This is a genomic window from Denitratisoma sp. DHT3 (assembly GCF_007833355.1).
GTDB lineage: Bacteria > Pseudomonadota > Gammaproteobacteria > Burkholderiales > Rhodocyclaceae > Denitratisoma.
In genome coordinates this window covers 1,157,352-1,183,241 of sequence record NZ_CP020914.1, presented here as the reverse complement: position 1 = coordinate 1,183,241, position 25,890 = coordinate 1,157,352, and the positions used below count along the sequence as shown (strand labels likewise).

Here is a 25,890-nt window from a genome sequence, read left to right as displayed (position 1 = left end):
GATGAGCCGATCATAGACCGTCCTGGCGGCCGTTGTTGTCTGAGGCTATCACCGGGGGCCGCGCAGCAGACGCTCCTCGCCCGCCGTCAGCGCCTCGGGGGTGCCCAGCAGCACCACCACGTCGTCCGCGGTCAGGGGGGCACCCGTCATATCGGACCGGGCGGGGCCTTTGCGACGGCGCAGCGCCGACACCGTGCAGCCGCATTCCCCCAGGCTCAACAGATCGAGCGGGTGGCCGATGGCGTAGGCGCCTTCGCCCAGCGTCACCGCGTGGAGACGCGCCATCTCGGACTCGTCGGCGCCGTCGCTGATGTCGCCGACGCCGTGGAAGAACCCGCGCAGCAGACCGTAGTGATGCTCCCGCAGCTCGCGCAGCCGGCGCAGCACCTTGGACATCGGTATTCCCAGCAGGGCCATCGCGTGGGTGGCGAGCATCACGCTGGACTCCAGGGCCTCGGGAATCACTTCGGTGGCGCCGGCCGAGACCAGCGGGTTCACATCCAGATCCTCCGCCGCCCGCGCCACCATCGGCAGGTCGGGGCGCAGGGTGCGCGCGTGATGCAGCACCCGCAGCGCGGCGGGCCGGTCGGCAAAGGTGATCACCAGCAGATGGGCGCGGGCGATGCCGGCCGCCACCAGGGTTTCGCGCCGGGTGCAGTCGCCGTAGCTGACCGACTCGCCGGCGGCGGCGGCCTCCTGCACCCGCTCCGGGTCGAGGTCCAGGGCGAGCAGGGAAAAGCCTTCCGGCTCCAGGATGCGGGCCAGATGCTGGCCGGTGCGTCCGTAGCCGCAGATGATCACGTGCTTTTCCGTGCCCATGGAACGGGCGGCGATCTGGGTCAGCTGCATCGAGCGCAGCAGCCATTCCGAGGCCACGAAGCGCAGCACGATGCGATCCGAGAAATGCACCAGCAAAGGCGCCACCAGCATCGACAGCACCAGGACCGCCAGGGTCGTCTGCTCGATGTGCGGCGGCAACAGGCCGCGCCCCTGGGCCAGCAGCACGAAGCCGAACTCGCCGCCGGCGCACAGCCACAGGCCGGTGCGCAGGGCGGTGCCCGGCGCGGCGCCGAACAGGCGCGACAGTCCGCCCACCAGGGCCAGCTTGGCGCCGAGCAGCGACAGCAGCCCGCCCAGCACCCAGGGCAGGTTGCCGGCCACGGCCCGCAGGTCCAGGAACATGCCGATGGTGATGAAGAACAGCCCCAGCAGCACGTCGCGGAACGGCTTGATGTCCTCTTCCACCTGATAGCGGTATTCGGTCTCGGCGATCAGCATCCCCGCCAGGAAGGCGCCGAGCGCCATCGAAAGCCCCGCCAGTTCGGTCACCCAGGCCAGCCCGAGGGTGATCAGGAGCACGTTGAGGACGAACAGTTCGGACGACTTGCGCCGGGCCACCAGCGCGAACCAGCCGCGCGCCAGGCGCTGCCCCAGGAAGATCACCGCCGCCAGCACCAGCGCCGCCTTGAGCACGGCCAGGCCGATGGTTTCCGCCATCATGCCGGCCGGCTGGGAGAGGACCGGCACCACGATCAGGAGCGGCACCACCGCCAGATCCTGGAACAGCAGCACGCCGATGACTTCGCGGCCGTGGCGCGAGTCCAGCTCCAGGCGCTCCGCCAGCAGCCGCGACAGCACGGCGGTGGAGGACATGGCCAACACCCCGCCCAGGGCGAAACCCAACCCCCAGCCGATGCCGGCGATGCCCGCGATCAGCGCCGCCAGGACCAGGCTCGCCAGCACCTGGGCCAGCCCCAGCCCGAAGACGATGCGCCGCATGCTGAACAGATGGGGCAGGGAAAACTCCAGGCCGATGGAGAACATCAGGAACACCACGCCGAACTCGGCCAGATGCCTGGCCAGGCCGGGGTCGGGCATCAGGTCGAGGGCGTGGGGGCCGATGACGATGCCCACCATCAGGTAGCCCATGATCGAGGGCAGGTTGATGGAGCGGAACAGGATCACTACCAACACGGCGGCAGCCAGCAGCAGCAAAATGATTTGCAAAGTCGATGTCATGGATGCCGACGGCTCCGGCGGGGTCAGAGGGCTGGGTATAATTCTTCACAATCATAACCGCCCCACGTCATGAGCCCAACGATTTCCACCGAACAGACCCTCGCTCTCGCCCGGCGCGTCCTGGGCATCGAGGCCGAGGCGATCCAGGCCCTGGCGGCGCGTCTGGACGGCGCTTTCGTCGAGGCGGTGCGCCTGATTCTCTCCTGCCATGGCCGTGTCATCGTCAGCGGCATCGGCAAGTCGGGGCACATCGCCCGCAAGATCGCCGCCACCATGGCCAGCACCGGCACGCCGGCGTATTTCGTCCATGCCGCCGAGGCGGTCCATGGCGACCTGGGCATGATCACCCGCGAGGACGTGCTGATCGCGCTCTCCAATTCCGGCGAGAACGACGAGCTGCTGACCGTCGTCCCGCTGATCAAGCGCCAGGGCGGGCGGCTGATCGCCATCACCGGCAATCCCGCTTCCGCGCTGGCGCGCGAGGCGGACGTGCATCTGGACGGCGGCGTGCGGGAGGAGGCCTGCCCCCTCAATCTGGCGCCGACCGCCAGCACCACGGCGGTCCTCGCCCTGGGCGACGCCCTGGCGGTGGCCCTGCTCGACGCGCGCGGCTTCGGCGCCGACGACTTCGCGCGTTCCCATCCCGGCGGCGCCCTGGGGCGCAAGCTGCTGACCCACGTCGCCGACGTGATGCAACCGCTGGCGGAAGTGCCCTGCGCCGCGGAGGACACCCTGGTGCCGGCCGCCCTCCTGGCCATGTCGCGCGGCAGCCTCGGCCTGATCGCCGTCGTCGATGGCGAACGCCGCTTGCGCGGGCTGTTCACCGACGGCGACCTGCGCCGCAGCCTGGAGCGCCTGGGCGACCTGCGCGGCATCACGGTCGGCGCCGTCATGACGCGCCAGCCGCGCACCATCGCCGCCCAGTGCCTGGCCGTGGAAGCGGTGGAGATGATGGAGCGGCACAAGATCAACCAGTTGCTGGTGGTGGATGGCGAAGGCCGCCTGGAAGGCGCGCTCAACATGCACGACCTGTTCCGCGCCAAGGTGATCTGATGGACGCCCAGGCCAAGGCCCGCCGCATCCGGCTGATGGGTTTCGACGTGGACGGCGTGCTGACCGACGGCAGCCTGTACTTCACCAGCCAGGGCGACGAGATGAAGGCCTTTTCCAGCCTCGACGGCCACGGCCTGAAGATGCTGGCGGCCAGCGGCGTCACGCTCGCCATCATCACCGGGCGGCGTTCCCGCGCGGTCGAATTGCGCGCCCGCAACCTGGGCATCGACCTGCTGCTGCAAGGCGTGGAGGACAAGCGCGGCGCGATGGCCGAGCTGCTGGCGGGACAGCGTCTGGCGTTCTCCGAGGCCGGCTACATGGGCGACGACGTCGTCGACCTGCCGGTGCTGCGGGCCTGCGGCTTTTCCGCGACGGTGGCCGATGGCCATGATTTCGTGCAGCGCCATGTCGACCTGGTGGCGCGGCGCCCCGGCGGCCGCGGCGCGGCGCGGGAAGTCTGCGAATTCATCCTGCGCGCCCAGGGCAAGCTCGACGCCCTGCTGGAGGCCTATCTGCAATGAGGGCTTCCGGCGCGGCGCTGTTCCCGATCACGCTGTTGGCGGCGCTGGCCGGACTCACCCTGTGGCTGTCGAACGCCGCCAACGTCGATGAATCCAACCGTCGCGCCAACCTGCGCCACGATCCGGACTTCATCGTCGAGAACTTCACCATCGAGCGCTTCGACGCCCAGGGGCAACTGCTGCAAGTCCTGAAAGCGCCCAAGATGAGCCATTTCCCGGACGACGACAGCACCGACGTCAGCCAGCCGGAACTGGTCCAGTTCACCGGCACCCGCCCGACGCGGGTGAATGCCCAGAGCGCGTGGCTCAGCAAGGACGGCAAGGAGGTGCGCCTGAAGGGCGGCGTCAAGCTGGTCAAGGCGGAGGGCGAGGGCAGTCCCCAGACCGTGCTGACCACCGAGGCGCTGACCGTGTTTCCGGACGAGGAACTGGCGCGCGGCAATGTGCCGGTCACCGTGCGCCAGGGCGGCTCGGTGATCACGGGCGACCGCATCGAATATCGGGGCAAGGAAAATCTGACCATCCTGACCGGCCGGGCCCGAGGCACCTTTCCAAGAACAAGAACGCAACCATGATCCGACACATTCGCTTACTGCCGGCCGGCCTGTTGTGCCTGCTGGCGCTTCCCGCCCTGGCGGAACGGGCCGACCGCAACCAGCCGGTGAATCTCGAGGCCGACCGCGCCACCGCCGACGACGCGCGTAAGGTCCATGTTTTCGAAGGCCGGGTGATCCTGACCCAGGGCACCCTGGTCATCCGCACGGACAAGCTGGTGGTGACCCAGGACGCGGAGGGGTTCCAGAAAGGCGTCGCCACCGGCGGCGCCGACGGCCTGGCCCGTTTCCGCCAGAAGCGCGAAGGGCGCGACGAATACATCGAAGGCGAGGCCGAGCGCATCGAATACGACGCCAAGACGGAAAAATCCGAGTTCTTCGACCGGGCCAAGGTGCGCAGCGGCACGGACGAGGTGCGTGGCCGCTATGTGATCTACGATGCCAAATCGGAAACCTATCAGGTGAACAACGGCCACGGCGCTTCCCCGGCTTCATCCGCCGCGAAACAGCCTGCCGTGCCGGAGCGGGTCCATGCGGTGATCCACCCCAAGCACAAGGAGGAGGACGCGCCTCCCGCCCCCGGGCCGGCTCCCGGTCCCGCCAATTGATCAGATCGGTTCGTCCGGAACCCTGCCGAAAGCCGCCCTCCGGGGCGGTTTTTTAATTTGCGCTGCCACAAAAAAATCATTCGATACGTTAAAATCGTGGAAATTATTCAATCAATACATTGATTTATATGTGGAAAAATATTTTTGTGCGAAGCACAAAAAAATCTTGACAGCCCGGTTTTGCTCTCTATAATTCGAACCATGATGCAACGCACCATTCGCACCATCGGATGTCCGACAAGGGTGGTGGTGCAGTTCGATGGCCCCTGGACTTGTGTCCTGGACTAAGGATAGGAGAACTTCAATGTACGCCGTTCCCGAGAAAATCGCCGCCGCCAACAAAGCCAGCATGGAAACCCTGCTGACCTTTGCCAACACCGCCTTCGCCAGCGCCGAGCGCCTGGCCGCGCTGAATCTGAATACCGCCCGTTCCTTGCTGGAAGATGCCGTGGCCAACACCAAGACCCTGCTTGGCGCCAAGGATCCCCAGGAGCTGGTCGGTCTTCAGTCCGCGATGGCCCAGCCTGCCGTGGAAAAGGCCGTTGCCTACTCGCGCAGCGTCTATGAAATCGCCACGCAGACCCAGGAAGAATTGAACAAGGTTCTGGAGAACCAGTACGCCGAGCTGAACAGGAATGTCGGCAGCGCCCTGGACCAGGCCGCGAAGAACGCACCCGCCGGTTCCGACGTTGCCGTGGCCGCCTTCCGCTCCGCCCTGGCCGCCGCCAACTCCGCCTACGACAGCGTGAGCAAGGCCGCCCGCCAGGTCGCCGAGATCGCCGAAGCCAACGTGGCCGCCGCCACCAACGCCACGGTCAAGGCCGTGAATACCGGTGCCGCCGCGCCCAGGGCGAAGAAAGCCGCCTAGTCGCAAACAGTTTGTCTCCTCCTCCGCCCCGCAAAGGGACGGTTTAAAGCCCTGATCCTCCGACCAGGGCTTTTTTTTATCTATTTTTCAGAAAACGCCAAGCCCAGCCGCGCCACCTCGGCGCGGATCTCCGCCATCGCCGGCGCGACCTGCGCCGGGGTGCCGCGCACGCCCAGCTCCACATGGCGGCGCAGGGTCGCGTCGCCGAGGAAGGGCAGGCTGAACACCGCGATTCCGGGGTAGTCCCGCTCGATGCGGCGCATCAGTTCCAGCAACATGCCTTCGTTGCCGTCCCAGATCTGGATTGCCGACTCGGCTTCTTCGCGCTGGTGGAAGCGGTCGCGGTAGCGGGTGTCGAGCACCCATTCCGCCATCGGCCACGCCATCTGCGGAAAGCCCGGCATGAAATGATGGTCGCCGACGCTGAAGCCGGGAATGCGGTTGAAGGGGTTCGGGATGATGCGGCTGCCGGCCGGGAACTCGCCCAGTTGCAGGCGGTTCGCGGTGACCTCGGCGCCGAAGCGGGCGCGGATCTCCGCTTCCGCGTCGGGGTGCAGGACCAGCGGCACGCCGGCCGCCTGCGCCGCGGCCTGGCGGGTATGGTCGTCCGGCGTCACGCCGATGCCGCCGAAGCTGAACACCACGTCTCCGCCGGCGAAACTGCGCGCCAGGGCCGCCGTCAGGCGGGCGCGGTCGTCGCCCAGATAGGTCACCCAGTCCAATACCAGCCCCCGGGTCGCGAGCAGCTCGCGCAGCTTGGCGAAGTGCTTGTCCTGGCGTTTGCCGCGAATGATTTCATCGCCGATGATCAAGGCGCCGAAGCCCATCGGTTCATCCTTTTCATGTCTTGATTGTAGATATTTTGGATACAATCTTTACGGTCGATCAAGTGTCTGAAATATCGATCCGCTACCCATCTGATGGTTGATTTTCGTAACTCTACCCTTGCCTTTAATTGTATCCATTTTGGAAACAATTAATGGTGTGGCCGGCGTGTCCTCCTCCGTCATTGACTCACCACGGCGCCGCCGCGCAGGCGGCGCAGGGCTTCCAGGGTGTAGTGGGCGAACAGCAGCGCCGCCAGGGCCGGCGCCAGCAGGCCCGCCAGGGGCACGGCGGCCAGCAGGGCGGGAACCGCGCCGAGGATCAGCAGGCGCGAGGCATGGACTTGCCGCAGGTGCCGGGACTCGTCGGCCGTGGCGTGCACGGCCAGGCAGTCCGGCGTGAAGGTGCGCCGGTTGAGCCAGGCCAGCCAGAACACCGGCAGCACCAGCGCCAGTCCCGGCACCAGCCACAGCGGCAAGGTCAGCAGCCAGCCCGCGCAAAAGCCCAGCGCCGCCACGAGACCATTGACCAGCGAGGCCAGCAGGCTGTCGCGGCCCATCGGCGCCAGGTCGGGGTAGTCGTGGCGGGCCACGTCGGCGAGCAGCCAGGGCAGCACCAGGGTGCTCGCCAGCACGGTGGCCAGCAGGTAGGCCAGGGCCAGCAGCGTCAGGGCGCTGCCCACGGTGGCGAGGAATCCGGCCAGGCCGGCCCAGTCCCAGCGCACCAGCCAGGACAGCGGCGGCGCCTGCAGCAGGGCGCCTTCGATCGCCGGGAACAGCCAGGGCGAGAGGCCGCCGCCGACCAGCAGCGCGAGCAGCGCCGGCGCCGCCAGATAGCGCCAGATTCGCGGCCGGCTCAGGCTGGAGAGCGTGCGCAGCAGGGCCAGCATTACTTCATCCATGACGACCTTCCCACATTTTTTGCAGACGTTTCAGCGAGACCGGCGAAGGCGTCTTCAGTTCCTGGGCGAACAGGGCCACGCGCAATTCCTCCAGCAGCCAGCGAAACTCCTCCAGGAAGGGATCGACCACGCCGCTCCGCGCCTGGGCCAGGCGTTCCCGCTCGAAGGGCCTGGCCAGGGTCTGCCAGTCGGCGAGCAGCCGGGCGTCCCGCGCCGGATCGGCGCGGGCCTTGTCCAGGCGCAGCGCCGCCGCCTTCAGGTAGCGCGGGTAATGCGCCAGCCGTTCCCACGGCACCGCCAGGATGAACTGCCGGCCGAGCAGGGCGGCCACCTGGGCGGCGATGTCCGCCGTCGCCTCGGGAAAGGTCTTGCCCATCGCCGCCAGCTTCTTTTGCAGGGCGGCGTGCTCGGTCAGCACCGTGCCCACCAGCCGCGCCACTTCCTGCGCCACCAGCGAAACGCGGCCCTTGGCCGCCGCCACCCGCGCCTCGAAGGTCGCCTTGTCGGTTGGCAGCGGCGCCATCATGCAGGTGCGGTCCAGGGTGGCGCCGACGATCTGCGCCTTGAGTTCCTTCTCGGTGCCCAGGCTCATGTACTGCATGCCCAGTTCGCGCGGCAGGCTCTTCTCGACGAACTTCACCTGCTCCTTCAGCGCCAGCGCGAACAGCCGGGAGAGGCCCAGGCGGTGCTGGTCGCGGGCCTTCTCCTCGGTGTCGAAGGCGCGCAGGGAAACGCTCTCGCCGTCATCCACCAGGGCCGGGAAGCCGATCACCTCGCGGCCGCCGACCTTCACTTCCAGCAGTTCCGGCAGCTCGCCGAAGCTCCAGGCGGTGAGCCCGGCGAGTTCGCCCTCGGCCGCTTCGCCCGCGCCCTCGCCGCGAATCTCGGCCTGGGCGAAACCCTGCTCCACGCGGCTGCCGTACTGGCCGCGCAGTTCCGCCAGGGAGCGGGAAAAGCCCAGGGTGCCGCCATGCTCGTCGAGCAGGCGGAAGTTCATCGCCAGATGGGGGCGCAGTTCGCCGGGGCGGAAGGCGTCCAGCGGCAGCTTCATCGCCAGCGTGTCCTCCACGGCGCCGGTCAGCGCCTTGACCAGGGGCTCGTCGCCGGCCCGCTGTTGTTCATGGCGATCGCAGAACTTCTCGGCGAAGCCGTCCAGCGGTTGCAGACGGTGGCGGTACTTCTGCGGCAGGGTCTTCAACAGGGCCACCACTTTTTCCTTCAGCAGCCCCGGCACCAGCCATTCGCAACGCGTGGCCGGCACCTGATTCAACAGCGCCAGCGGCAGGGCGAGCGTCACGCCGTCGTCGGCGGCGCCGGGGTCGTGCTTGTAGCCGAGCTTGTATTTCTGCCCGCGGTGCTCCAGGTGGGGCGGGAAGGCGTCGGTGGTGATGCCCTCGGCCTCGTGGCGCATCAGCTGTTCCTTTTCCAGGAACAGCAGCTTCGGATTTTCCTGCTCGGCCTCGCGCCGCCAGTGGTCGAAGGCGGCCAGGCTGGCGATGCCCTCGGGCAGCTTGGCGTCGTAGAAGGCGTGGATCAGTTCCTCATCCACCAGCACGTCGGGGCGGCGCGACTTGTGCTCCAGCTTCTCGATCTCCCGCATCAGCTTCTGGTTGTGTTGCAGGAAGCGCCATTTCTTCAGCCAGTCCTCGCCCACCTCGCCCCGCACCAGAGCCTCGCGGATCAGTATCTCGCGGGCGAGCCTGGGGTCCTTGGGGCCGTAATTGACGCGGCGCCGGGCGTGGATCATCAGCCCGTGCAGCGTCACCCGCTCCCAGGCCACCACCTGGCCCGGCCCCTTTTCCCAGTGGGGCTCGTAGACGTGGCGGCGGATCAGGTGGGCGCCCACTTCCTCCAGCCATTCCGGCTCGATGCGTGCCACGCAGCGGGCGAACAGGCGCGAGGTCTCCACCAGTTCGGCGGCGACGATCCAGCGCCCGGCCTTTTTCACCAGACTGGAGCCGGGGTGGATGTGGAACTTGATGCCGCGCGCGCCGAGGTAGTGCTGCTCTTCCTCGCTCTTCAGGCCGATGTGGCCCAGCAGGCCGGTCAGCAGCGCCTTGTGGATCGCTTCGTAGGAGCCGGCAGCTGGTGCCCCGCCGCCGGGCCGCCCCAAGGCGGGGGCGTCGTTTCCTGCTGGAGTGGAGCGAACCGATGTCACCCCCTCCCTCGGGGAGGGGGCCGGGGGGTAGGCGCTCGAAATTTTCCAGCCGTGCTCATGGCACAGCGTCATCAACTGGCCATGCACGTCGCGCCACTCGCGCATGCGCATCCAGGAGATGAACTCCCGCTTGCACCACTGGCGCTGCTTGCTGGAGGTCTCGTGGCGCCACACCTCGTCGGCGGCGGTCCACAGCTTGAGCCAGGAAAGAAACTCCGATTTCTCGTCCTTCCACTTGGCGTGCGCCTGGTCGGCGCCGCCGGCCTGTTCCTGCGGACGCTCGCGCGGGTCCTGCACCGAGAGGGCGGCGGCGATCACCAGCATTTCCTTGAGGCAGCCGTGCTCACGCGCCGCCAGGATCATGCGGCCGATCTTGGGGTCGAGCGGAAGCTTGGCGAGTTCGGCGCCCACCGGCGTGAGTTGCTTGTCCTCGTCCACCGCGCCCAGCTCGGCCAGGAGCTGATAGCCATCGACCACCATGCGCGGCAGCGGCGGCTCCAGGAAGGGAAACGCCTCCACGTCGCCCAGGTGCAGGGACTTCATGCGCAGGATCACCCCGGCCAGCGAGGAGCGCAGGATTTCCGGGTCGGTGTGCGGCGGGCGCTTGTTGAAGTCCTCCTCGGCGTAGAGCCGGAAGCACACGCCCGAGGAAACCCGGCCGCAACGCCCCGCGCGCTGCTTGGCGGCGGACTGGGCGACGGACTCCACCTGCAACTGCTCCACCTTGTTGCGGTGGGAATAGCGCTTGACGCGGGCGAGGCCGGTGTCGATCACGTAGCGGATGCCCGGCACCGTCAGCGAGGTCTCGGCCACGTTGGTGGCCAGCACCACGCGCCGCCCCTGGTGCGGCGCGAACACCCGGCTCTGCTCCTGCGCCGACTGGCGCGCGAACAGGGGCAGGATTTCCAGCCCCGGTGGATGGTGCTTGCGCAGCGCCTCCGCCGCCTCGCGGATCTCGCGCTCGCCGGGCAGGAACACCAGCACGTCGCCCGGCCCTTCGCGATGGGCTTCGCTCACGGCTTCAACAATGGCGTCGTTCACATCGACGTCCTTTCGGTCGTCGAAGGGACGGTAGCGTGTCTCGATCGGGTAAAGCCGCCCGGAGACCTCGATCACCGGGCAGTCGTCGAAATGCCTGCTGAAGCGCTCCGCGTCCAGCGTCGCCGAGGTGACGATCACCTTCAGGTCCGGCCGCCGGGGCAGCAACTGCCTCAGGTAGCCGAGCAGGAAATCGATGTTCAGGCTGCGCTCGTGGGCCTCGTCGATGATGATCGTATCGTAGGCGCGCAAGAGCGGGTCGCCCTGGGTTTCCGCCAGCAGGATGCCGTCGGTCATCAGTTTGATGTAGGTGTCGGGCGAGGCGCGGTCGGTGAAGCGGATCTTGAAGCCGACGTGCTTGCCCAACTCGCTCTTCAGCTCCTGGGCAATGCGCGTCGCCGTGGCCCGCGCGGCGATGCGGCGCGGCTGAGTGTGGCCGATCAGCCCGGCGCAGCCGCGGCCCATCTCCAGGCAGATCTTGGGCAACTGCGTGGTCTTGCCCGACCCCGTCTCGCCGCAGATCACCACCACCTGATGCGCGGCGATGGCGCGGGCGATCTCCTCGCGCCGCGCATTGACCGGCAGGGCGTCGTCGTATGCGATCGTCGGTCGGGCCGCGAGCCTCGCCTGGCGCCGGGCTTCGTTCGCTGCGGCCGGGGTTGCGCCCTTGACTGGTCCCCTGGCCGCATTGGTGGCACGCGTATGCGGGGTAGGGCGGTTCCGGGTGCCTGGTGCAGAAACGGAAACATCGGCCGCGGGCCGGCGATCGGCCATCAGCCGCTTGAGGTTCTTTAAATCTTTGCTCACAGTCGATCCAGGGGGCTGACAACGCCCTTGCCGCCCCGGTTGAGTACATGGGTGTAGATCATGGTGGTGGAAACGTCGGAATGGCCGAGCAGCTCCTGCACCGTGCGAATGTCGTAGCCCGATTCCAGCAGGTGGGTGGCGAAGGAATGGCGCAAGGTATGGGGCGTCGCGGGCTTGGTCAGCCTGGCGTGATGCACCGCCTGCTTGATGGCACGCTGCACCGCCTGATCCTGCAAATGGTGGCGCCGCTCGACGCCGCTGCGCGGGTCCAGGGAGAGTCCGGGGGATGGAAACACATACTGCCAGGCCCATTCCCGCCCGGCATTGGGATATTTGCGGTCCAGCGCGTAAGAAAGATGGACATCGCCGCGCCCTGCCTGCAAATCGCGCTGGTGCTGCGCCTCGACCAAACCCAGATGATTCTGCAAGGGCTCGACCAGCAAACGGGGCAGCATGGTCACGCGATCCTTGAATCCCTTGCCATCGCGAATCAGGATTTCCTGGCGCGCAAAATCGACATCCTTCACCCGCAGTCGCAGGCATTCCATCAAACGCAGGCCGCTGCCATAGAGCAGGTTGCCGATCAGCCAGTGCACCCCCTGCAACTGCTGCAACAGTGCCGCGGCCTCGACGCGCGTGAGCACAACCGGCAACCGCTTGGGCGCCTTGGCCTTTTCCACGTTATCCAGCCAGGGCAGCTCGGAACCCAGCACTTCGCGATAAAGAAACAACAAGGCACTCTTGGCTTGGTTTTGTGTGGAAGCCGCAACCCGGCCCGCCACTGCAAGATGGGTCAGAAATGCTTCAACCTCCACCGCCCCCATTTCCTTGGGGTGGCGCTTGCCATGATGCAGAATAAATCGTCTAATCCAATCAACATACGCCTGCTCGGTACGCAGACTGTAGTGCTTGAGACGGATTTTCGCCTTCACCTGATCCAGCAGTCGGGGTTCGGCCGTTTGATGGGAAGTAGAGTTATCGGGTGCCATTTATAGGCCCCACTAAAAATTGTAATGGCTTTGATTTTAATTAGTATTTATTGTCATATGTTGGTTTTATTAGCCCTAATGATGGATTTTTCTCCGTCTTTTAGGCGGTCTACTTAACGTTAGGGCGCCAGCGATGTCGCAACGATTGAATTGGGACAAGGTGGGCAGAACCAGTCGCGCTCAACGTCATGGAACCACCTCGGACTTCGAGGCCACTCTCTCTTATGAGCAAGCGGCGCGTCTCGACTATTCACCAAAGAAGCGATCCAAACCCAAGAAAAAGAAGAAGGCTCCGCCATCGGCCAGCGGCAGCTCGAAATGTCATGTAAAGCGCGCGCCAACCCGCGATGAGCGACTACACAACCTCAGAACACTGCTGCGAGAATTGACTGCAATCCCGAACACTCCGAGATGGACTAAGAATGGGCCAGAGTATCAAGGTCGCTTGCTTGGCCACCTCGCAAGCACACTCAATGCCTTGCTCAAGCTTGAGCCTTCAGCGAGTACGGAACCCACGTTCATCGAAGCAAACCGCATCCTGGCGCAGCAATCATTGGCCAACATCAGCACTGAATGAACGGCGCCCTAACCCATCAGTCGAGCGGACCTGCGCGAAAAGCCGCGCAGGCCGCTCACTTCCACGTTAGGCCGCAACCGAATCTATTCACGCAAGTAAGGAAATTTTCCGAAATGGATATCCCACGTATTTTCAACATCACTGAAAGTGCTCACCGCATCCACAACCCATTTACTCCCGAAAAGTTCGCCACTCTCGGCGCGGCACTGCGTCTGCAATCGGGGACCCGGGTGCTCGACCTCGGCAGCGGTTCGGGAGAGATGCTTTGTACCTGGGCACGCGATCACGGCATCATCGGCACCGGCATCGACATGAGCCAGTTGTTCTCCGAGCAAGCGGAACGCCGAGCCGTAGAGCTCGGCGTTGCCGATCGAGTCAAGTTCATGCATGGCGATGCGGCGGGCTATGTCTCTGACGAGAAGGTTGGCGTGGCAGCTTGTGTCGGTGCCACCTGGATCGCCGGAGGTGTTGCAGGCACTATCAAGCTTCTGGCGCAGAGCCTGCGCACTGGAGGGATCATCCTTATCGGCGAGCCGTTCTGGCGGCAGTTGCCACCGACGGAAGATGTTGCCAAGGGATGTCTTGCTCACTCAATCACTGACTTTCTCATGCTTCCGGAACTGCTCGCGTCTTTTGGCCGCCTTGGCTACGACGTTGTTGAAATGGTTCTGGCTGACCAAAACGGCTGGGACAGGTACGAAGCGGCCAAATGGCTCACCATGCGCCGATGGCTTGAAGCCAACCCCGACGACGAGTTGGCCAACGAGGTTCGAGCCCAACTGACCTCGGAACCCGAGCGCTACGCTGCTTACACGCGTGAATACCTGGGCTGGGGTGTGTTCGCGCTAATGCCACGGTGAGCTTCACATCTTGATTGCCGTCTCGCCAGCGCCGAGTTTTACGTCTATGTCTTTGGCTATCGGCCTAACCCATCATTCCACCGGACCTGCGCGAAAAGCCGCGCAGGCCGGTGAATTCAGACGTTAGGGTTCTCCCGTGACAACACGCACGAACTTCGTCCTCGTCGATTTCGAAAATGTTCAGCCCAAGGACATTGGCCTACTCAAGGACGGCCCGTTCAAGGTCAAGGTGTTTCTCGGCCCCAATCAATCCAAGATTCCTGTCTCTCTAGCGGCGGCACTGCAATCGCTTGGTGAATGCGCCGAGTACATCATTCTTGAGACTGCCGGAAACAACGCCCTTGATTTTCACATCGCCTATTACATTGGGGCTTTGTCTGCCGTCGAACCCACGGCTTTCTTCCACGTTATCTCGAAGGACTCCGGGTTCGATCCGCTGCTGAAGTATCTCAAGGGAAAGAAAATCTTCGCCCAACGCTCAACCTGCATCACAGACATTCCCTATTTCAAGCCATCTCTCCCTGTCGCACCGGAAGCACAGGTAGAGGCCGTGATTGCCGATCTTGTTCGCCGCAAAGCATCGAAGCCGAGAACGCAGAAGACCTTGCTGAGCACTCTTCACGCACTCTTCAAGAAGGAGCTTTCCGAGCAGCAGCTTGGTGCGTTGTTTGCCGCGCTATGTAAGCGTGGCGTCGTCAAGGTTGAGGGAGTGAAGGTGTCGTATGCCTTGCCAACCGAACCCTAACATGGCGGTCGACCTCGCTCCCTTCGGTCGCTGGACGCTGCGCGATAAAGCCGCGCAGCGCCGGTCACCTCTACGTTAGCGCCCATATGCAGCGCCTTCGCAGCCAGTTTGCGAACTTGCCGATGGTCGAGGTCTTCGCCATCAACTCCGGCCCATGTGTAAATCACCCGCAGGGCCGAGCGCATTTCTTCGGCGTGCCGTAGCGCGTCGAAAATATCGCTGTGCCCAAGCTCCGCGAGCATCCTTTGTGTTCGTGCCACCCGAATGGCTGGTTTGTTCGCGCTCATCTTTGTCCTCTGGTCGCTAACCCGGCGCTCAAGCGGGACCGTCCGCAAGCGGCCGGCCCCTTAGCTCTGCGTTAGGCTGCTATGATCCCCACGTATTTCGACCGATCCAATTCCGCTGTCAAGCTGCCGCGACAGATCGCCTGTTACATTCGCATAGTCTTATTGCATTACCTATCGAAGGGAGAACAACATGACCGAAGCAATCCAAAAAGCCGCCGACGAAAAATTCTGCTCTGAATGCGGTGGCATCATTAAGGCTAAAGCAGAAATTTGCCCCAAGTGCGGTGTTCGGCAGATGGCTCCTCCCTCAACCTTGGCAGCCACTGCACCAAATGGAAAGAGCAAGCTTGCTGCCGCGTTGTTTGCGCTGTTCCTTGGTGGAATTGGAATTCACAAGTTCTATCTAGGTCGCGTGGGTCAAGGAATCCTTTACCTGCTCTTCTGCTGGACATTTATCCCTGCGTTGGTCGGCTTCATCGAAGGCATTCTTTTTCTCGTTATGAATGACAATGACTTCAACGCAAAGTATGGCGCGGCCTAACCCGCCGCTCCAGGGGACGCCCTGCCGGCTACGCCGGCAGGTTACCTCCGGCCTTCGGCCTCCGGTCGCCCCTGAGCTAGCACGTTGGGCAACAGGAGGCAACCATGGCTGATGGCGTCGAACTACGAGCCGAAATGGACACAGAGACCGTCCGTGGCCTGCTGCTGATTAATGGCGGCGGTGCGGTTGCATTGCTGGCCTTCCTGGTAGGAATCATTCAGAAACCAGAGCTCGCTGTATTGGCCCGTGCAATTATTTGGAGTGTTTTTACTTTTCAACTCGGCCTCGTCGCCGCAGTTATTCACAATCGGCTCCGTCGACTGTGCTCCCTGGAATACGCCAAGAAAATTGAGAACCGTAAGAAGTGTTCGCTGTTCGGTCATGTCCTCAAGGAACCTTGTATTTGTCACTGGAGCATTGGTTTTATGTGGGCCTCAATCGGAGCGTTCCTCATCGGAGGCCTGCTCGTACTTGGGGCGGGGTTATGCGTTCTCCGTTAATGGTGTTGTCCAACCCATCCATCGAGAGGGACCGCCTATCGGCGGCCCCTCATGTCAAACGTTGGGGCTATCCATATCTCCGTATGGATTTTTGTATGGTCTAGTGCTACTCTGTGTCCATGGCAAAAACTCGCTTTGATTGGGACCCCGACAAGGACACCGAGAATCAGGGAAAGCACGGAGTCTCTTTCTCCCTTGCCCAATACGCCTTTGCGGACCCGCAGCGCGTGATTGCCAAGGACGAGACGCACAGCCAGACCGAAGAGCGGTTCTATTGCTTTGGCGAAGTCGATGGTGGTGTGCTCACAGTGCGGTTCACTTACCGCGCTTCGGTTATTCGAATCATCGGCGCCGGTTATTGGCGTAAAGGAAAGGCCATCTATGAGCGCGAAAATCAAATACACCGATGAACCCCTCGGCAAGGTTCAGGTGGTTGCAGACTTCCTCCCTTCACCCGCCGAATTGGCATTTCGGGAAGAGGGCGTGAAAGTAACCTTGGCTCTGAGCAAGAAGAGCATCGAGTTCTTCAAGTCCGAGGCCACAAAACATCACACGCAGTACCAGCGCATGATTCGCCGGCTTATCGATGCCTATGTCGATGCCCAGGCCCCAACCCGGCGGTCAACCGGGCCTCGCGCATAAGGCCGCGCGAGGCCGGTTACCTCTACGTTGGGCCTCTAATCCATGAGCAACTGGCAACCTCTAATCAATCTTCTTGCCGGCGTGCCTGTGGCACTTCTAACGGCGTGGCTGACCGTCAAGTTTGCGCTCCGGCGGTTTCAATCCGAAAAGTGGTTTGAGCGTCGAGTTGACGCATACACCAAGGTCATTGAAGCACTTCATTTCATGAAGCATTGCACCGAGCGGCAACTCCGTGCCGCTGAGTGCGGAACTGACATCCCCAAGGACATCGAAGAGGAACTGGTAACTTCTTACCGCAAAGGGTTATCGGATCTGCGAAGGCTCACCGACATGGGCGCGCTTTTATTTTCTCCAGAGGCTGTTGCAATACTTGATCGCTTGAACATCGAACTGCTTGCCGCTACCGACGAACAAACTTGGTGGGAGCATCTGGACGCCGAAGGTGCCGCAATCTCAAAGTCTCTTCGGGAGCTCAGGCCAATAGCGAAACGAGACCTCAATGCGTAACCCGAGGCCCAGCCCTTCGGTCCTTGGACGCTGCGCGATAAAAGCGCGCAGTGCCTGCAATCTCAACGTTGGGCGTCGAAAGGAGTACTAATGAATCGCGTCAAGAGCGTCTTCTTTACTGGAATATTCCTTGCCTTCGCGGCTTCCGCATCTGCACAGAGTTCTTATCTTTGTGCTGAAGACATGATTACTGGCTTCTCCTTCGATCGGGGTGCGCGCCAATGGAAGCGAGCGGAATTTAAGGCAGAAGCGAAGTACATAGTTACTCGTTCAACAGAGCCTTCGCGAAAATGGGAGGTTAAGGAAACAGGTTCTTCCTTCCCCGTTGCCATTTGCGAGAAGGACTTCGATGACAATGGAAAACTTCGATGCATAGGCATTGGCAAAGACTTTTTATTTAACCGGAAGTCCATGCGCTTCCTCACAACATATACGGTTGGTTATTGGAACGAAGACGCTCTCCGGGCTATCGTTCCGGCACGAAGCGAGGGCGACGACACGCCCGGTATGGCTATCGGGCGCTGTACAACTCTGTGAGGTCGACGCCCAACCCGGCAGTCCACACGGACGCTGCGCGATAAAGCTGCGCAGCGCCGGTGACTTCTACGTTGGGCATGGTGAGTGCCGTGCAAAATCGGCACGGGTGCCGCTCTTGGCCTTGCTGGCGTTACTGGGCAGTTGACGCCATCAATGGCGAACATTTCCCGACCGATCAAGCCCTGGCGGTCACACAAGCAGAGGATCTGAGCAAAGAGTGTGGCGATGTCCTCGCCCAGACCAGAGATAAAGGCGGCAATGGTGGTGAAGTGAAAAGCGGAATCCCCCGACAAGGCCATGAAGGTGATGTGTTCGCGGCAGGCCCGCTCTATCCCCCGGCTACTGACGATGCCCTGGCTGTAGGCGAACAGAACCACCTTGAGCAGCATGGCCGGCGGGTATCCATGATGGGCCAGCTTCTCGATGTTATGCACTAGGCAGAAGAGCTTCCACTGCCCATTCACCTTCTTCTGCCCTCGAAGGGTAAACCGGTATAGCCTTGAATGACGCCCTTGCTGGTGGCCATCTTGGCCGATTGGTTATCGGTGCGGTTGCTCTTGCGGATACTGCCACGACTCCCCTTGCGGTCTTCGGGGTTGGCCGCAAGCCAGTCGCGCAGTTGTGTCGCGTCATTGTGCAGACGGACCATGCGTTTCTGTGCCTTGGCGTCGAGGCCGAGTTCGGTCGGCAAGGCATCGTTCTCCCGGTGCCGGGCCAGCATGGCCTGGGCGGCAGCTTCGAGCTTGGCGGCCTGCCGTGCAAAGTCGGCACGGGTGCCGCTCTTGGCCTTGCTGGCGTTACTGGGCAGTTTGACGCCATCAATGGCGAACATTTCCCGACCGATCAAGCCCTGGCGGTCACACAAGTAGAGGATCTGAGCAAAGAGTGTGGCGATGTCCTCGCCCAGACCAGAGATAAAGGCGGCAATGGTGGTGCAGTGAAAAGCGGAATCCCCCGACAAGGCCATGAAGGTGATGTGTTCGCGGCAGGCCCGCTCTATCCCTCGGCTACTGACGATGCCCTGGCTGTAGGCGAACAGAACCACCTTGAGCAGCATGGCCGGCGGGTAGGCGGCAGCACCGGTGCGATCATTCTTGTAGCGGGCATCGAAGCCTGACAAGTCCAGTTCGTGGTCGATCAGGTGGTTCAGTGCATGCTCGAATGTGCCGGGCAGCAACTGCCGCTCAAGATCGACGGCAATGAAGCGTGGGCTGGTATCGATGGGTTTGTAGCGTGCCATGAGCGACTCCAAGATGAACTTCTGGTTGGAGCCTTGTTATTCCAATTGGTTCACAGCAGAATGCGTCCATGAAACTACTTTTTCTACAGCTTCGTTGGGCGTCTCAGTAGTGAAAACGCAACTGAGCTATTTGGAGTTGATTGCCTTCGACCCGATACACCATACGGTGCTCATCCGTGATCCGGCGTGACCAAAATCCAGAGAGGGCATGTTTCAGCGGCTCTGGCTTGCCTACGCCGCTGAAGGGTTCTCGCTGGATTTCGCGAATCAGCGTATTGATCCGCTCCACCATCTTTCTGTCTTGTTTCTGCCAGTACAGGTAGTCTTCCCATGCCTCGTCTGCGAATACCAGCTTCACTTGGCAAGTTTCCGCTCAACGCCTTTGCCGGCGTTCAGTTGCGCCGCCGCCGACAGAAGGCGTTTCGCGTTGGCCGGTGTGCGCAACAGGTAGGCGGTTTCTTCCAGTGCCTTGTAGTCTTCGAGCGAGAGCATCACCACCGACTGTTCTCCATTGCGGGTGATGATCAGCGCCTCGTGATCGTTGCAAACCCTGTCCATCGCACTCGCCAAATTTGCGCGTACCGTCGTGTAGGTAATCGTATCCATTTCGGGGCTCCTTATATGTACGTATTACTGTACATTCCTGTCGGCCATCTGTCTACTACAGTTGGCGGCCAGACGTGCAACTCGCCATTCCACCGGACCTGCGCGATAAAGCGCCGTGCAACGTCCCTGATTCAAACATTGGGCCTCACGTGCCGTGAACAGGTAACTTTGCCGCAACACATAGCACAGCGGTGATTGCCGATGAAGACTGGTGCAGATAGAATCCCGTCTTCGAGGGCTGGACAGTTTGTATTGATGTATCTTCTGGCCCGCCAGAAACAGAAAGCCCTTGTCATCGAGGGCTTTTCTCTTCAGATGGGAGCGCACGAGCCGGTCTTGCGGTGTGCTCCCGGTAGCGGCTTAGTCCGTCCAACGAGGTTGCTGACGCTGATGTCCATTGTCCGGTCCATCGCTCGCCATGCCGACGACGCCTTGCGCCATGCGCGCACGGGTGGAGTTGCCGGTGTGTGCATGCTCCGGCGCCGAACGCGCGCATGGACCAACCCGTTGGCCCTTCCATGCAACATCCAAGGGTCTCCCGCCGTGCTTTCCATGGCCGTGCGGGGCGACCAACAGGGCTAACCAGCCTTATCTCCCCCGCACGGCGCTTTGTCCAAGGATGCGTTTTCGCGCCTTGATCAATGTGCAGCCAGGGTGAGTCCTCCAATGCCGCCGATCCACGTGTGGGTCGCCAAGCCAGAGCCACGTCCCTCCATTTCCGCTCTCCGTCGATCGTCAGGACGGTAGCTGGACGATCCACTGCCAAGGCTGTGCTTCTTTCGCCGCGATGCGTTCGTGGCGTCAATATTGCACATCTCTATTGCCATGGATCTCACGAAGAATTTTCTCAAAGCCAAGCGCCCCTGTGCCGATGGGTTTCGCTGGTTCCTGCGCCATTATCACGAGGGGGGCGACTACCAAGACCTTCTCGACGCACTGGTCGCCGATGGTCGCGCCAATGACGCCTGCTGGCTGCTCACGCAGTTCGGTCCGACGGATGCCGTGCTGGCGGTCGACTCGATTGACGCCGCCGCGATCGTATTCGCCGGTTCATTGGAGGTGCGCGGCAATATCGAGACCGACTCGATCGTTCGGGCCGGCCGCACCATCCATGCCGGCGGCAGTATCCGTGTCGATGGACCCGTCGTCGCCGGCGAAGACATTCGTGCTGCCGGCGGCATCCGCAGCAAGGGCGCGCTCGAAGCCGGCGGCGACATCAAGGCAGGCTGGGGCATCGAGGCGGCGGGCGATATTTCAAGCGGCGGCGATATCCGGACGGCCTGGGAACTGCTGTGCGGCGGCAGGTTGAACCTCGCCGGAAACGCCTTCGTCGGGCGGGATTTGTTTTCCGAAGGGCCGATCCGGTGCGGAAAAAGTCTTCATGCAGGCGGCGATATCGTCGGCTCGGACAACATCGACGTTCGCAATGGAATCGTCGCGGGGGGTTCGATCCGGTGCGCCGGGCATCTTGAGGCCGGCTGGGGAATCAAGGCGGGCGGGACGATGGCGGCGGAAGGCGCCATCCGGGCCGGTGAGAGTCTTCACGCGCAGGAGACGATCCATGCAGGCAGGGGATATGGCGTCTTTGCCGGGTTGAACGTCCATACCGATGCCTGGGAAACCAGCGCGATGGTATCCGCCAGCACCAAGCCAGAAGGCTTGATGAGCGGCTGCTGGAGCGGGCCCTCGCTGGTTTGACGCGCACGACTCCCGCGCCCTTGTCATGATCCAGTGGAAGCCGGGGCCGGATGCGGGCATTGCGGCCTCCCGTGCTCGATGCGTCTTTTTGATGTGCTGCATCAAAAAGACGCTTTCATTGCTTGCCGGCGGGAACGGGGCTATGTTGGGAAAGCCTCGATCGCGAGGCCATAAAGGAGGAGCGGTCAAATGCAACTCAACCGACGCCAGTTCTTCAGAATCTGCGCCGCCGGGATGGGGGGATCGTCCGTCGCCATGATGGGCTTTTCGCCGGCCCCCGCCCTGGCGGAAGTGCGCAGCTTCAAGCTCGCCCGCGCTACCGAGACCCGCAATACCTGTCCCTACTGCTCGGTGGCCTGCGGGCTTCTCATCTACTCCCTGGGCGACAAGTCCAAGAACGCACAAGCCGAGATCGTTCACATCGAGGGCGATCCGGACCACCCGGTCAGTCGGGGCACCTTGTGTCCCAAGGGCGCGGGGTTGCTGGATTTCATCCATAGCCCCAACCGCCTGCGGTATCCGGAGGTGCGCGAGCCCGGCAGCAACGCGTGGAAGCGCATTTCCTGGGACGAGGCCATGAATCGCGTCGCCAAGCTGATGAAGGCCGACCGGGACGCCAATTTCGTCACCAGGAATGCCGCCGGCGCCACGGTGAATCGCTGGCTGTCCTCCGGTTTCCTGGCCGCCTCCGCCTCCAGCAATGAATCCGGCTACATCACCCACAAGGTGGTGCGTTCCCTCGGCGCGCTCGCATTCGACAACCAGGCCCGTGTCTGACACGGCCCGACGGTGGCCAGTCTGGCTCCGACGTTTGGCCGTGGCGCGATGACCAATCACTGGGTCGACATCAAGAATGCCGACCTGGTTCTGATCATGGGCGGCAACGCCGCCGAGGCGCACCCCTGCGGCTTCAAGTGGGTGGTCGAGGCAAAGAAGCACAACAAGGCAAAGCTGGTCGTCGTCGACCCGCGCTTCACCCGTTCGGCCTCGGTGGCCGACTACTACGCGCCGATCCGCACCGGTACCGACATCGCCTTCCTGGGCGGGATCATCAATTACCTGCTGACGAACGACAAGATCCAGCACGAGTACGTCAAGGCGTACACCGATTTCACCTTCCTGGTGAATCCGGGCTTCGGCTTCGACAACGGCCTCTTCTCGGGCTACAGCCCGGAAAAGCGCGGCTACGAGAAGTCGTCGTGGTCCTATCAGCTCGGTGCGGACGGCTACGTCAAGACCGATCCCACCCTGCAGGATCCTCGCTGCGTCTTCCAGTTGATGAAGCGGCACTACAGCCGCTACACCCCGGAAATGGTGGAAAGGATCTGCGGCACGCCCAGGGAGCAGTTCCTCAAGGTGGCCGAGATGATGGCGTCGACCGCCGTGCCCGAGCGGACCATGAGCATCATGTACGCGCTGGGCTGGACCCAGCACTCGCAGGGCTCGCAGATGATCCGCACGGGGGCGATGGTTCAGTTGCTGCTGGGCAACATCGGCATGGCCGGCGGCGGCATGAACGCCCTGCGCGGGCATTCCAACATCCAGGGCCTCACCGATCTCGGGCTGCTCTCCAATCTGCTGCCGGGCTACCTGACCCTGGCCGGTGAGAAGGAGACGGATTACCGCGCCTACATCGACAAACGCGCCTCCAAGCCGCTGCGTCCCAATCAGATGTCCTACTGGCAGAACTACGAGAAGTTCCACGTCAGCCTGATGAAGGCCTGGTTCGGCGATGCCGCGACCAAGGAAAACCAGTGGTGCTTCGACTGGCTGCCCAAGCTGGACAAGATGTACGACGTGCTCCAGGTGTTCGAGGACATGTACCACGGCAAGATGAACGGCTATCTCTGCCAGGGCTTCAACCCGCTGGCCGCCTTTCCCAACAAGGCCAAGCTCGGCGCCGCGCTGGCCAGGCTCAAGTACCTGGTGGTGATCGACCCCCTGGCCACGGAGACCTCCGAGTTCTGGCGCAATTTCGGCGAGTACAACGACGTGGACCCGGCCAAGATCCAGACCACGGTATTCCGCCTGCCCTCGACGTGTTTCGCCGAGGAGGACGGCTCCCTGATCAACTCCGGACGCTGGCTGCAATGGCACTGGAAGGCGGCCGAGCCGCCCGGCGAGGCGCGGAGCGACGCGGCCATCATGGGCGGCCTGTTCCAGCGCATCAAGGCCCTCTACCAGACCGAGGGCGGCGCTTTTCCCGATCCCGTCCTCCACCTTTCCTGGCCCTACCGGAATCCCGGCGAGCCGGCGGCGGACGAACTGGCCCGGGAATTCAACGGCAAGGCCCTGGCCGATCTGACCGATCCGAAAGACCCGACCAAGGTGCTGCGCAAGGCCGGCGAGCAGCTGGACGGCTTCGCCCAGTTGCGCGACGATGGCACCACCGCCTCCGGCTGCTGGCTTTTCGCCGGCTCCTGGACCCAGGCCGGCAACCAGATGGCCCGCCGCGACAACGCCGATCCCTGGAACAACGGCCAGACGCTCAACTGGGCATGGGCGTGGCCGGCCAACCGCCGCATCATGTACAACCGCGCCTCGGCCGATCCCGCCGGCAAGCCCTGGAACCCGAAGCGGAAGCAGATCTGGTGGAACGGCTCGGCCTGGACGGGCTCGGACGTGCCCGACTTCAAACCGGATTCCAACCCGGCCGAGGGCATGGGTCCGTTCATCATGAATCCGGAAGGCGTGGCCCGTTTCTTCGCCGTGGACAAGATGGCGGAAGGCCCATTCCCCGAGCATTACGAACCGTTCGAGACGCCGATCGGCACCAACCCGCTGAACACCAATCCGCAGGCGGTGAGCAATCCGGCGGCGCGGGTGTTCAAGGGCGACATGGAAGTGTTCGGCAAGGCCAAGGACTTCCCCTACGCGGCGACCTCCTATCGCCTGACCGAACATTTCCACTACTGGACCAAGCACGTGGAACTCAACGCCATCCTGCAGCCGGAACAGTTCGTCGAAATCGGCGCGGAACTGGCGGCGGAGAAGGGCATCGAGAACGGCGACAAGGTGCGGGTGCGCTCCAACCGCGGCCAGATCAAGGCCGTGGCGGTGGTCACCAAGCGCCTCAAGGCGCTCCAGGTGAACGGCATGCCGGTGCACCATGTGGGCATTCCCATCCACTGGGGCTTCACGGGCGTGGCGCGGATGGGCTTCCTGTCCAACACCCTGACGCCCTTCGTCGGCGACGCCAACACCCAGACGCCGGAGTTCAAGTCCTTCCTGGTCAACATCGAGAAGCTCTAGCCTGGATTCAGGAGAACGCCATGGCATTGCAATCGCTCGACATCAAGCAGCGCTCCGCCACCACCACGCCGCCGCCGCAGGCGCGCAAGACGGTGGAAGTGGCCAAGCTCATCGACGTCACCGCCTGCATCGGCTGCAAGGCCTGCCAGGTGGCGTGCATGGAATGGAACGACGTGCGCGACCAGATCGGCCACTGCGCCGGCGTCTATGACAACCCGACCGACCTGTCCGCGGACTCCTGGACGGTGATGCGCTTTTCGGAGGTGGAGCGGGACGGCAAGCTGGAGTGGCTGATCCGCAAGGACGGCTGCATGCACTGCGCCGACCCGGGCTGCCTGCGGGCCTGTCCGGCGCCGGGCGCGATCATCCAGTACGCCAACGGGATCGTCGATTTCCACGAGGAGAACTGCATCGGCTGCGGCTACTGCATCACCGGCTGTCCCTTCAACATTCCGCGCATCTCCAAGCGGGACGGCAAAGCCTACAAATGCACCCTCTGCTCCGACCGCGTGGCGGTGAACCAGGCGCCGGCCTGCGCCAAGGTCTGCCCCACCGGCGCCATCCAGTTCGGCAGCAAGGAGGACATGCGCGACTACGCCGAGGAGCGCGTCGCCGACCTCAAGGAGCGGGGTTTCGCCAAGGCCGGCCTGTACGACCCGCAGGGCGTGGGCGGCACCCACGTCATGTACGTGCTGCACCACGCGGACCAGCCCCGGCTCTACGCCGACCTGCCGGACGACCCGCGCATCAGCCCCCTGGTGTATCTGTGGAAGGGCTTCGCCAAGCCTTTGGCGAGCGCCGTCCTGGGCCTGGCGGTACTGGGCAGCCTGTTCCATTACGTCATCAAGGGCCCCAACGAGATCACCAAGGAGACCGAGGCGGCGGTCGAAGAGGAGGACGCATCATGACTCGCGATCCGCAACACCCGACCCGATACCTGCCACGCTATACGGCCGCCGAGCGGGCCAACCACTGGCTGGTCGGCATCTGCTTCATCCTTCTCGCCCTGTCGGGCCTGGCCTTTTTCCATCCGGCCTTCTTTCCGCTCGCCGCATTGTTCGGGGGCGGCGTCTGGGCGCGCATCCTGCACCCTCTCCTCGGCGTCTTGCTGGCCCTGTCTTTTCTGGCGCTGTTTCTGCGCTTCCGGGCCCACAACGCGATGACGCCAACGGACTGGGAGTGGATCCACCAGGTCCGCAGCATGGTGGCGACGGGGAACGACCGCGACATGCCGGAGCAGGGCCGGAACAACGCCGGCCAGAAGCTGCTGTTCTGGGCCCTGGCGGCCTGCATCCTGCTGCTGTTCCTCTCCGGGCTGCCGCTGTGGCGGACCTATTTCCAGTTGCCGGTGGCGCTGGTGCGCGTGGCGGCGGTGGTGCATGCCGCCGTCGGCGCGCTGGCGATTGGCCTGATCATCGGCCACGTCTATGCCTCCATCTGGGTCAAGGGCAGCAACCGGGCGATGTGGTACGGCACGGTCACCCGCGCCTGGGCACGCCAGCACCATCGTGGCTGGTATCGCGAGATCACCGGCAAATAGCGCCTCTCAACCGGACG

The 25,890-nt window shown here is 63.3% G+C and carries 27 protein-coding genes; 18 read left to right on the top strand and 9 right to left on the bottom strand.

Going from position 1 to position 25,890, the window contains the following annotated elements:
- Positions 1-48 precede the first annotated feature (48 nt).
- Positions 49-2,019 (bottom strand): monovalent cation:proton antiporter-2 (CPA2) family protein, encoded by a 1,971-nt coding sequence (locus B9N43_RS05325; RefSeq protein ID WP_145841286.1) that lies wholly within the window; start codon positions 2,017-2,019, stop codon positions 49-51.
- A 69-nt stretch (positions 2,020-2,088) separates the two neighbouring features.
- On the opposite strand from B9N43_RS05325, the gene B9N43_RS05320 reads away from it, so the two are divergent.
- The 5 genes from B9N43_RS05320 (at position 2,089) to B9N43_RS05300 (ending at position 5,623) form a co-directional block, all read left to right on the top strand.
- Positions 2,089-3,072 (top strand): SIS domain-containing protein, encoded by a 984-nt coding sequence (locus tag B9N43_RS05320; protein ID WP_145841285.1) that lies wholly within the window; start codon positions 2,089-2,091, stop codon positions 3,070-3,072.
- On the top strand, positions 3,072-3,593 hold the full coding sequence (locus B9N43_RS05315) for a KdsC family phosphatase (protein ID WP_145841284.1): 522 nt from the start codon (positions 3,072-3,074) through the stop codon (positions 3,591-3,593). The genes B9N43_RS05320 and B9N43_RS05315 overlap by 1 nt, the downstream gene beginning before the upstream one ends.
- Positions 3,590-4,168 (top strand): LPS export ABC transporter periplasmic protein LptC, encoded by a 579-nt coding sequence (lptC, locus tag B9N43_RS05310; RefSeq protein WP_145841283.1) that lies wholly within the window; start codon positions 3,590-3,592, stop codon positions 4,166-4,168. Before B9N43_RS05315 ends, lptC begins: the two co-directional genes overlap by 4 nt.
- Entirely contained in the window at positions 4,165-4,755 is a 591-nt protein-coding gene (gene lptA, locus B9N43_RS05305) for a lipopolysaccharide transport periplasmic protein LptA (RefSeq protein ID WP_145841282.1), read from the top strand. The genes lptC and lptA overlap by 4 nt, the downstream gene beginning before the upstream one ends.
- 304 nt (positions 4,756-5,059) lie before the next feature.
- Positions 5,060-5,623 (top strand): phasin family protein, encoded by a 564-nt coding sequence (locus B9N43_RS05300; protein ID WP_145841281.1) that lies wholly within the window; start codon positions 5,060-5,062, stop codon positions 5,621-5,623.
- Between the two features lie 80 nt (positions 5,624-5,703).
- Here B9N43_RS05300 and B9N43_RS05295 read toward each other — a convergent pair whose 3' ends face one another.
- The 4 genes from B9N43_RS05295 to B9N43_RS05280 form a co-directional block, all read right to left on the bottom strand.
- Positions 5,704-6,450 carry a competence/damage-inducible protein A gene (locus B9N43_RS05295; protein WP_145841280.1) on the bottom strand — a complete coding sequence of 249 codons (747 nt, stop codon included), beginning with the start codon at positions 6,448-6,450 and terminating at the stop codon, positions 5,704-5,706.
- A 179-nt stretch (positions 6,451-6,629) separates the two neighbouring features.
- Positions 6,630-7,349 (bottom strand): EI24 domain-containing protein, encoded by a 720-nt coding sequence (locus B9N43_RS05290; RefSeq protein ID WP_145841279.1) that lies wholly within the window; start codon positions 7,347-7,349, stop codon positions 6,630-6,632.
- Positions 7,342-11,352 (bottom strand): ATP-dependent RNA helicase HrpA, encoded by a 4,011-nt coding sequence (gene hrpA / locus B9N43_RS05285; protein ID WP_261379393.1) that lies wholly within the window; start codon positions 11,350-11,352, stop codon positions 7,342-7,344. The genes B9N43_RS05290 and hrpA overlap by 8 nt, the downstream gene beginning before the upstream one ends.
- The gene (locus tag B9N43_RS05280; protein WP_145841278.1) at positions 11,349-12,341 is read right to left on the bottom strand and encodes an integron integrase; all 993 of its coding nucleotides are present in this window, start codon (positions 12,339-12,341) and stop codon (positions 11,349-11,351) included. The genes hrpA and B9N43_RS05280 overlap by 4 nt, the downstream gene beginning before the upstream one ends.
- Positions 12,342-12,474: 133 nt before the next feature.
- On the opposite strand from B9N43_RS05280, the gene B9N43_RS05275 reads away from it, so the two are divergent.
- The 9 genes from B9N43_RS05275 (at position 12,475) to B9N43_RS05235 (ending at position 17,537) form a co-directional block, all read left to right on the top strand.
- Complete coding sequence (locus tag B9N43_RS05275; protein ID WP_145841277.1) at positions 12,475-12,918, top strand: hypothetical protein; 444 nt, start codon at positions 12,475-12,477, stop codon at positions 12,916-12,918.
- A gap of 113 nt (positions 12,919-13,031) precedes the next feature.
- A complete protein-coding gene (locus B9N43_RS05270) occupies positions 13,032-13,778 on the top strand; it encodes an SAM-dependent methyltransferase (RefSeq protein WP_145841276.1) in 747 nt (248 codons plus the stop codon).
- Positions 13,779-13,914: 136 nt separating this feature from the next.
- Complete coding sequence (locus B9N43_RS05265) at positions 13,915-14,523, top strand: PIN domain-containing protein (RefSeq protein ID WP_145841275.1); 609 nt, start codon at positions 13,915-13,917, stop codon at positions 14,521-14,523.
- A 477-nt stretch (positions 14,524-15,000) separates the two neighbouring features.
- Positions 15,001-15,351, top strand: a complete 351-nt coding sequence (locus B9N43_RS05260; protein ID WP_145841274.1) for a TM2 domain-containing protein — start codon at positions 15,001-15,003, stop codon at positions 15,349-15,351.
- Between the two features lie 104 nt (positions 15,352-15,455).
- Complete coding sequence (locus B9N43_RS05255; protein ID WP_145841273.1) at positions 15,456-15,851, top strand: hypothetical protein; 396 nt, start codon at positions 15,456-15,458, stop codon at positions 15,849-15,851.
- A gap of 119 nt (positions 15,852-15,970) precedes the next feature.
- Positions 15,971-16,261 (top strand): BrnT family toxin, encoded by a 291-nt coding sequence (locus B9N43_RS05250; RefSeq protein ID WP_145841272.1) that lies wholly within the window; start codon positions 15,971-15,973, stop codon positions 16,259-16,261.
- Positions 16,233-16,493 carry a CopG family transcriptional regulator gene (locus B9N43_RS05245; RefSeq protein WP_145841271.1) on the top strand — a complete coding sequence of 87 codons (261 nt, stop codon included), beginning with the start codon at positions 16,233-16,235 and terminating at the stop codon, positions 16,491-16,493. Before B9N43_RS05250 ends, B9N43_RS05245 begins: the two co-directional genes overlap by 29 nt.
- A 42-nt stretch (positions 16,494-16,535) precedes the next feature.
- Positions 16,536-17,000, top strand: coding sequence for a hypothetical protein (locus B9N43_RS05240; protein WP_145841270.1), 465 nt, complete (start codon positions 16,536-16,538; stop codon positions 16,998-17,000).
- Positions 17,001-17,090: 90 nt separating this feature from the next.
- A complete protein-coding gene (locus B9N43_RS05235) occupies positions 17,091-17,537 on the top strand; it encodes a hypothetical protein (RefSeq protein WP_145841269.1) in 447 nt (148 codons plus the stop codon).
- Here B9N43_RS05235 and B9N43_RS17350 read toward each other — a convergent pair.
- From B9N43_RS17350 to B9N43_RS05210, 4 genes are all read right to left on the bottom strand, one after another.
- Complete coding sequence (locus tag B9N43_RS17350; protein WP_261379392.1) at positions 17,441-18,001, bottom strand: transposase; 561 nt, start codon at positions 17,999-18,001, stop codon at positions 17,441-17,443. The genes B9N43_RS05235 and B9N43_RS17350 overlap by 97 nt on opposite strands.
- On the bottom strand, positions 17,998-18,777 hold the full coding sequence (locus tag B9N43_RS05220; protein ID WP_145841268.1) for a transposase: 780 nt from the start codon (positions 18,775-18,777) through the stop codon (positions 17,998-18,000). The genes B9N43_RS17350 and B9N43_RS05220 overlap by 4 nt, the downstream gene beginning before the upstream one ends.
- 103 nt (positions 18,778-18,880) lie before the next feature.
- A complete protein-coding gene (locus B9N43_RS05215; protein ID WP_145841267.1) occupies positions 18,881-19,135 on the bottom strand; it encodes a Txe/YoeB family addiction module toxin in 255 nt (84 codons plus the stop codon).
- Complete coding sequence (locus B9N43_RS05210; protein ID WP_145841266.1) at positions 19,132-19,383, bottom strand: type II toxin-antitoxin system Phd/YefM family antitoxin; 252 nt, start codon at positions 19,381-19,383, stop codon at positions 19,132-19,134. Before B9N43_RS05210 ends, B9N43_RS05215 begins: the two co-directional genes overlap by 4 nt.
- An 825-nt stretch (positions 19,384-20,208) precedes the next feature.
- On the opposite strand from B9N43_RS05210, the gene B9N43_RS05205 reads away from it, so the two are divergent.
- From B9N43_RS05205 to B9N43_RS05190, 4 genes are all read left to right on the top strand, one after another.
- Entirely contained in the window at positions 20,209-21,081 is an 873-nt protein-coding gene (locus tag B9N43_RS05205) for a hypothetical protein (protein ID WP_145841265.1), read from the top strand.
- 189 nt (positions 21,082-21,270) lie between these two features.
- Positions 21,271-24,333, top strand: coding sequence for a formate dehydrogenase-N subunit alpha (gene fdnG, locus B9N43_RS05200; protein WP_145841264.1), 3,063 nt, complete (start codon positions 21,271-21,273; stop codon positions 24,331-24,333).
- 20 nt (positions 24,334-24,353) lie between these two features.
- Positions 24,354-25,241: a formate dehydrogenase subunit beta gene (fdxH, locus tag B9N43_RS05195; protein WP_145841263.1), complete on the top strand. Its 888-nt coding sequence runs from the start codon at positions 24,354-24,356 to the stop codon at positions 25,239-25,241.
- Complete coding sequence (locus tag B9N43_RS05190; protein WP_145841262.1) at positions 25,238-25,873, top strand: formate dehydrogenase subunit gamma; 636 nt, start codon at positions 25,238-25,240, stop codon at positions 25,871-25,873. Before fdxH ends, B9N43_RS05190 begins: the two co-directional genes overlap by 4 nt.
- Positions 25,874-25,890 lie beyond the last annotated feature (17 nt).

Excerpts from the sequence above, each read along its gene's own strand:
- B9N43_RS05260 (WP_145841274.1), top strand. The coding sequence starts at position 15,001 with ATGACCGAAGCAATCCAAAAAGCCGCCGACGAAAAATTCTGCTCTGAA.
- B9N43_RS05250 (WP_145841272.1), top strand. The coding sequence starts at position 15,971 with ATGGCAAAAACTCGCTTTGATTGGGACCCCGACAAGGACACCGAGAAT.
- lptA (WP_145841282.1), top strand. The coding sequence starts at position 4,165 with ATGATCCGACACATTCGCTTACTGCCGGCCGGCCTGTTGTGCCTGCTG.
- B9N43_RS05275 (WP_145841277.1), top strand. The coding sequence starts at position 12,475 with ATGTCGCAACGATTGAATTGGGACAAGGTGGGCAGAACCAGTCGCGCT.
- B9N43_RS05205 (WP_145841265.1), top strand. The coding sequence starts at position 20,209 with ATGGATCTCACGAAGAATTTTCTCAAAGCCAAGCGCCCCTGTGCCGAT.
- B9N43_RS05245 (WP_145841271.1), top strand. The coding sequence starts at position 16,233 with ATGAGCGCGAAAATCAAATACACCGATGAACCCCTCGGCAAGGTTCAG.
- B9N43_RS05240 (WP_145841270.1), top strand. The coding sequence starts at position 16,536 with ATGAGCAACTGGCAACCTCTAATCAATCTTCTTGCCGGCGTGCCTGTG.
- B9N43_RS05325 (WP_145841286.1), bottom strand. The coding sequence starts at position 2,019 with ATGACATCGACTTTGCAAATCATTTTGCTGCTGCTGGCTGCCGCCGTG.
- B9N43_RS05320 (WP_145841285.1), top strand. The coding sequence starts at position 2,089 with ATGAGCCCAACGATTTCCACCGAACAGACCCTCGCTCTCGCCCGGCGC.
- B9N43_RS05255 (WP_145841273.1), top strand. The coding sequence starts at position 15,456 with ATGGCTGATGGCGTCGAACTACGAGCCGAAATGGACACAGAGACCGTC.
- B9N43_RS05220 (WP_145841268.1), bottom strand. The coding sequence starts at position 18,777 with ATGGCACGCTACAAACCCATCGATACCAGCCCACGCTTCATTGCCGTC.
- B9N43_RS05270 (WP_145841276.1), top strand. The coding sequence starts at position 13,032 with ATGGATATCCCACGTATTTTCAACATCACTGAAAGTGCTCACCGCATC.
- B9N43_RS05235 (WP_145841269.1), top strand. The coding sequence starts at position 17,091 with ATGAATCGCGTCAAGAGCGTCTTCTTTACTGGAATATTCCTTGCCTTC.
- B9N43_RS05290 (WP_145841279.1), bottom strand. The coding sequence starts at position 7,349 with ATGGATGAAGTAATGCTGGCCCTGCTGCGCACGCTCTCCAGCCTGAGC.
- B9N43_RS05190 (WP_145841262.1), top strand. The coding sequence starts at position 25,238 with ATGACTCGCGATCCGCAACACCCGACCCGATACCTGCCACGCTATACG.
- B9N43_RS05295 (WP_145841280.1), bottom strand. The coding sequence starts at position 6,450 with ATGGGCTTCGGCGCCTTGATCATCGGCGATGAAATCATTCGCGGCAAA.
- lptC (WP_145841283.1), top strand. The coding sequence starts at position 3,590 with ATGAGGGCTTCCGGCGCGGCGCTGTTCCCGATCACGCTGTTGGCGGCG.
- B9N43_RS05315 (WP_145841284.1), top strand. The coding sequence starts at position 3,072 with ATGGACGCCCAGGCCAAGGCCCGCCGCATCCGGCTGATGGGTTTCGAC.
- B9N43_RS05280 (WP_145841278.1), bottom strand. The coding sequence starts at position 12,341 with ATGGCACCCGATAACTCTACTTCCCATCAAACGGCCGAACCCCGACTG.
- B9N43_RS05210 (WP_145841266.1), bottom strand. The coding sequence starts at position 19,383 with ATGGATACGATTACCTACACGACGGTACGCGCAAATTTGGCGAGTGCG.
- fdxH (WP_145841263.1), top strand. The coding sequence starts at position 24,354 with ATGGCATTGCAATCGCTCGACATCAAGCAGCGCTCCGCCACCACCACG.
- B9N43_RS05300 (WP_145841281.1), top strand. The coding sequence starts at position 5,060 with ATGTACGCCGTTCCCGAGAAAATCGCCGCCGCCAACAAAGCCAGCATG.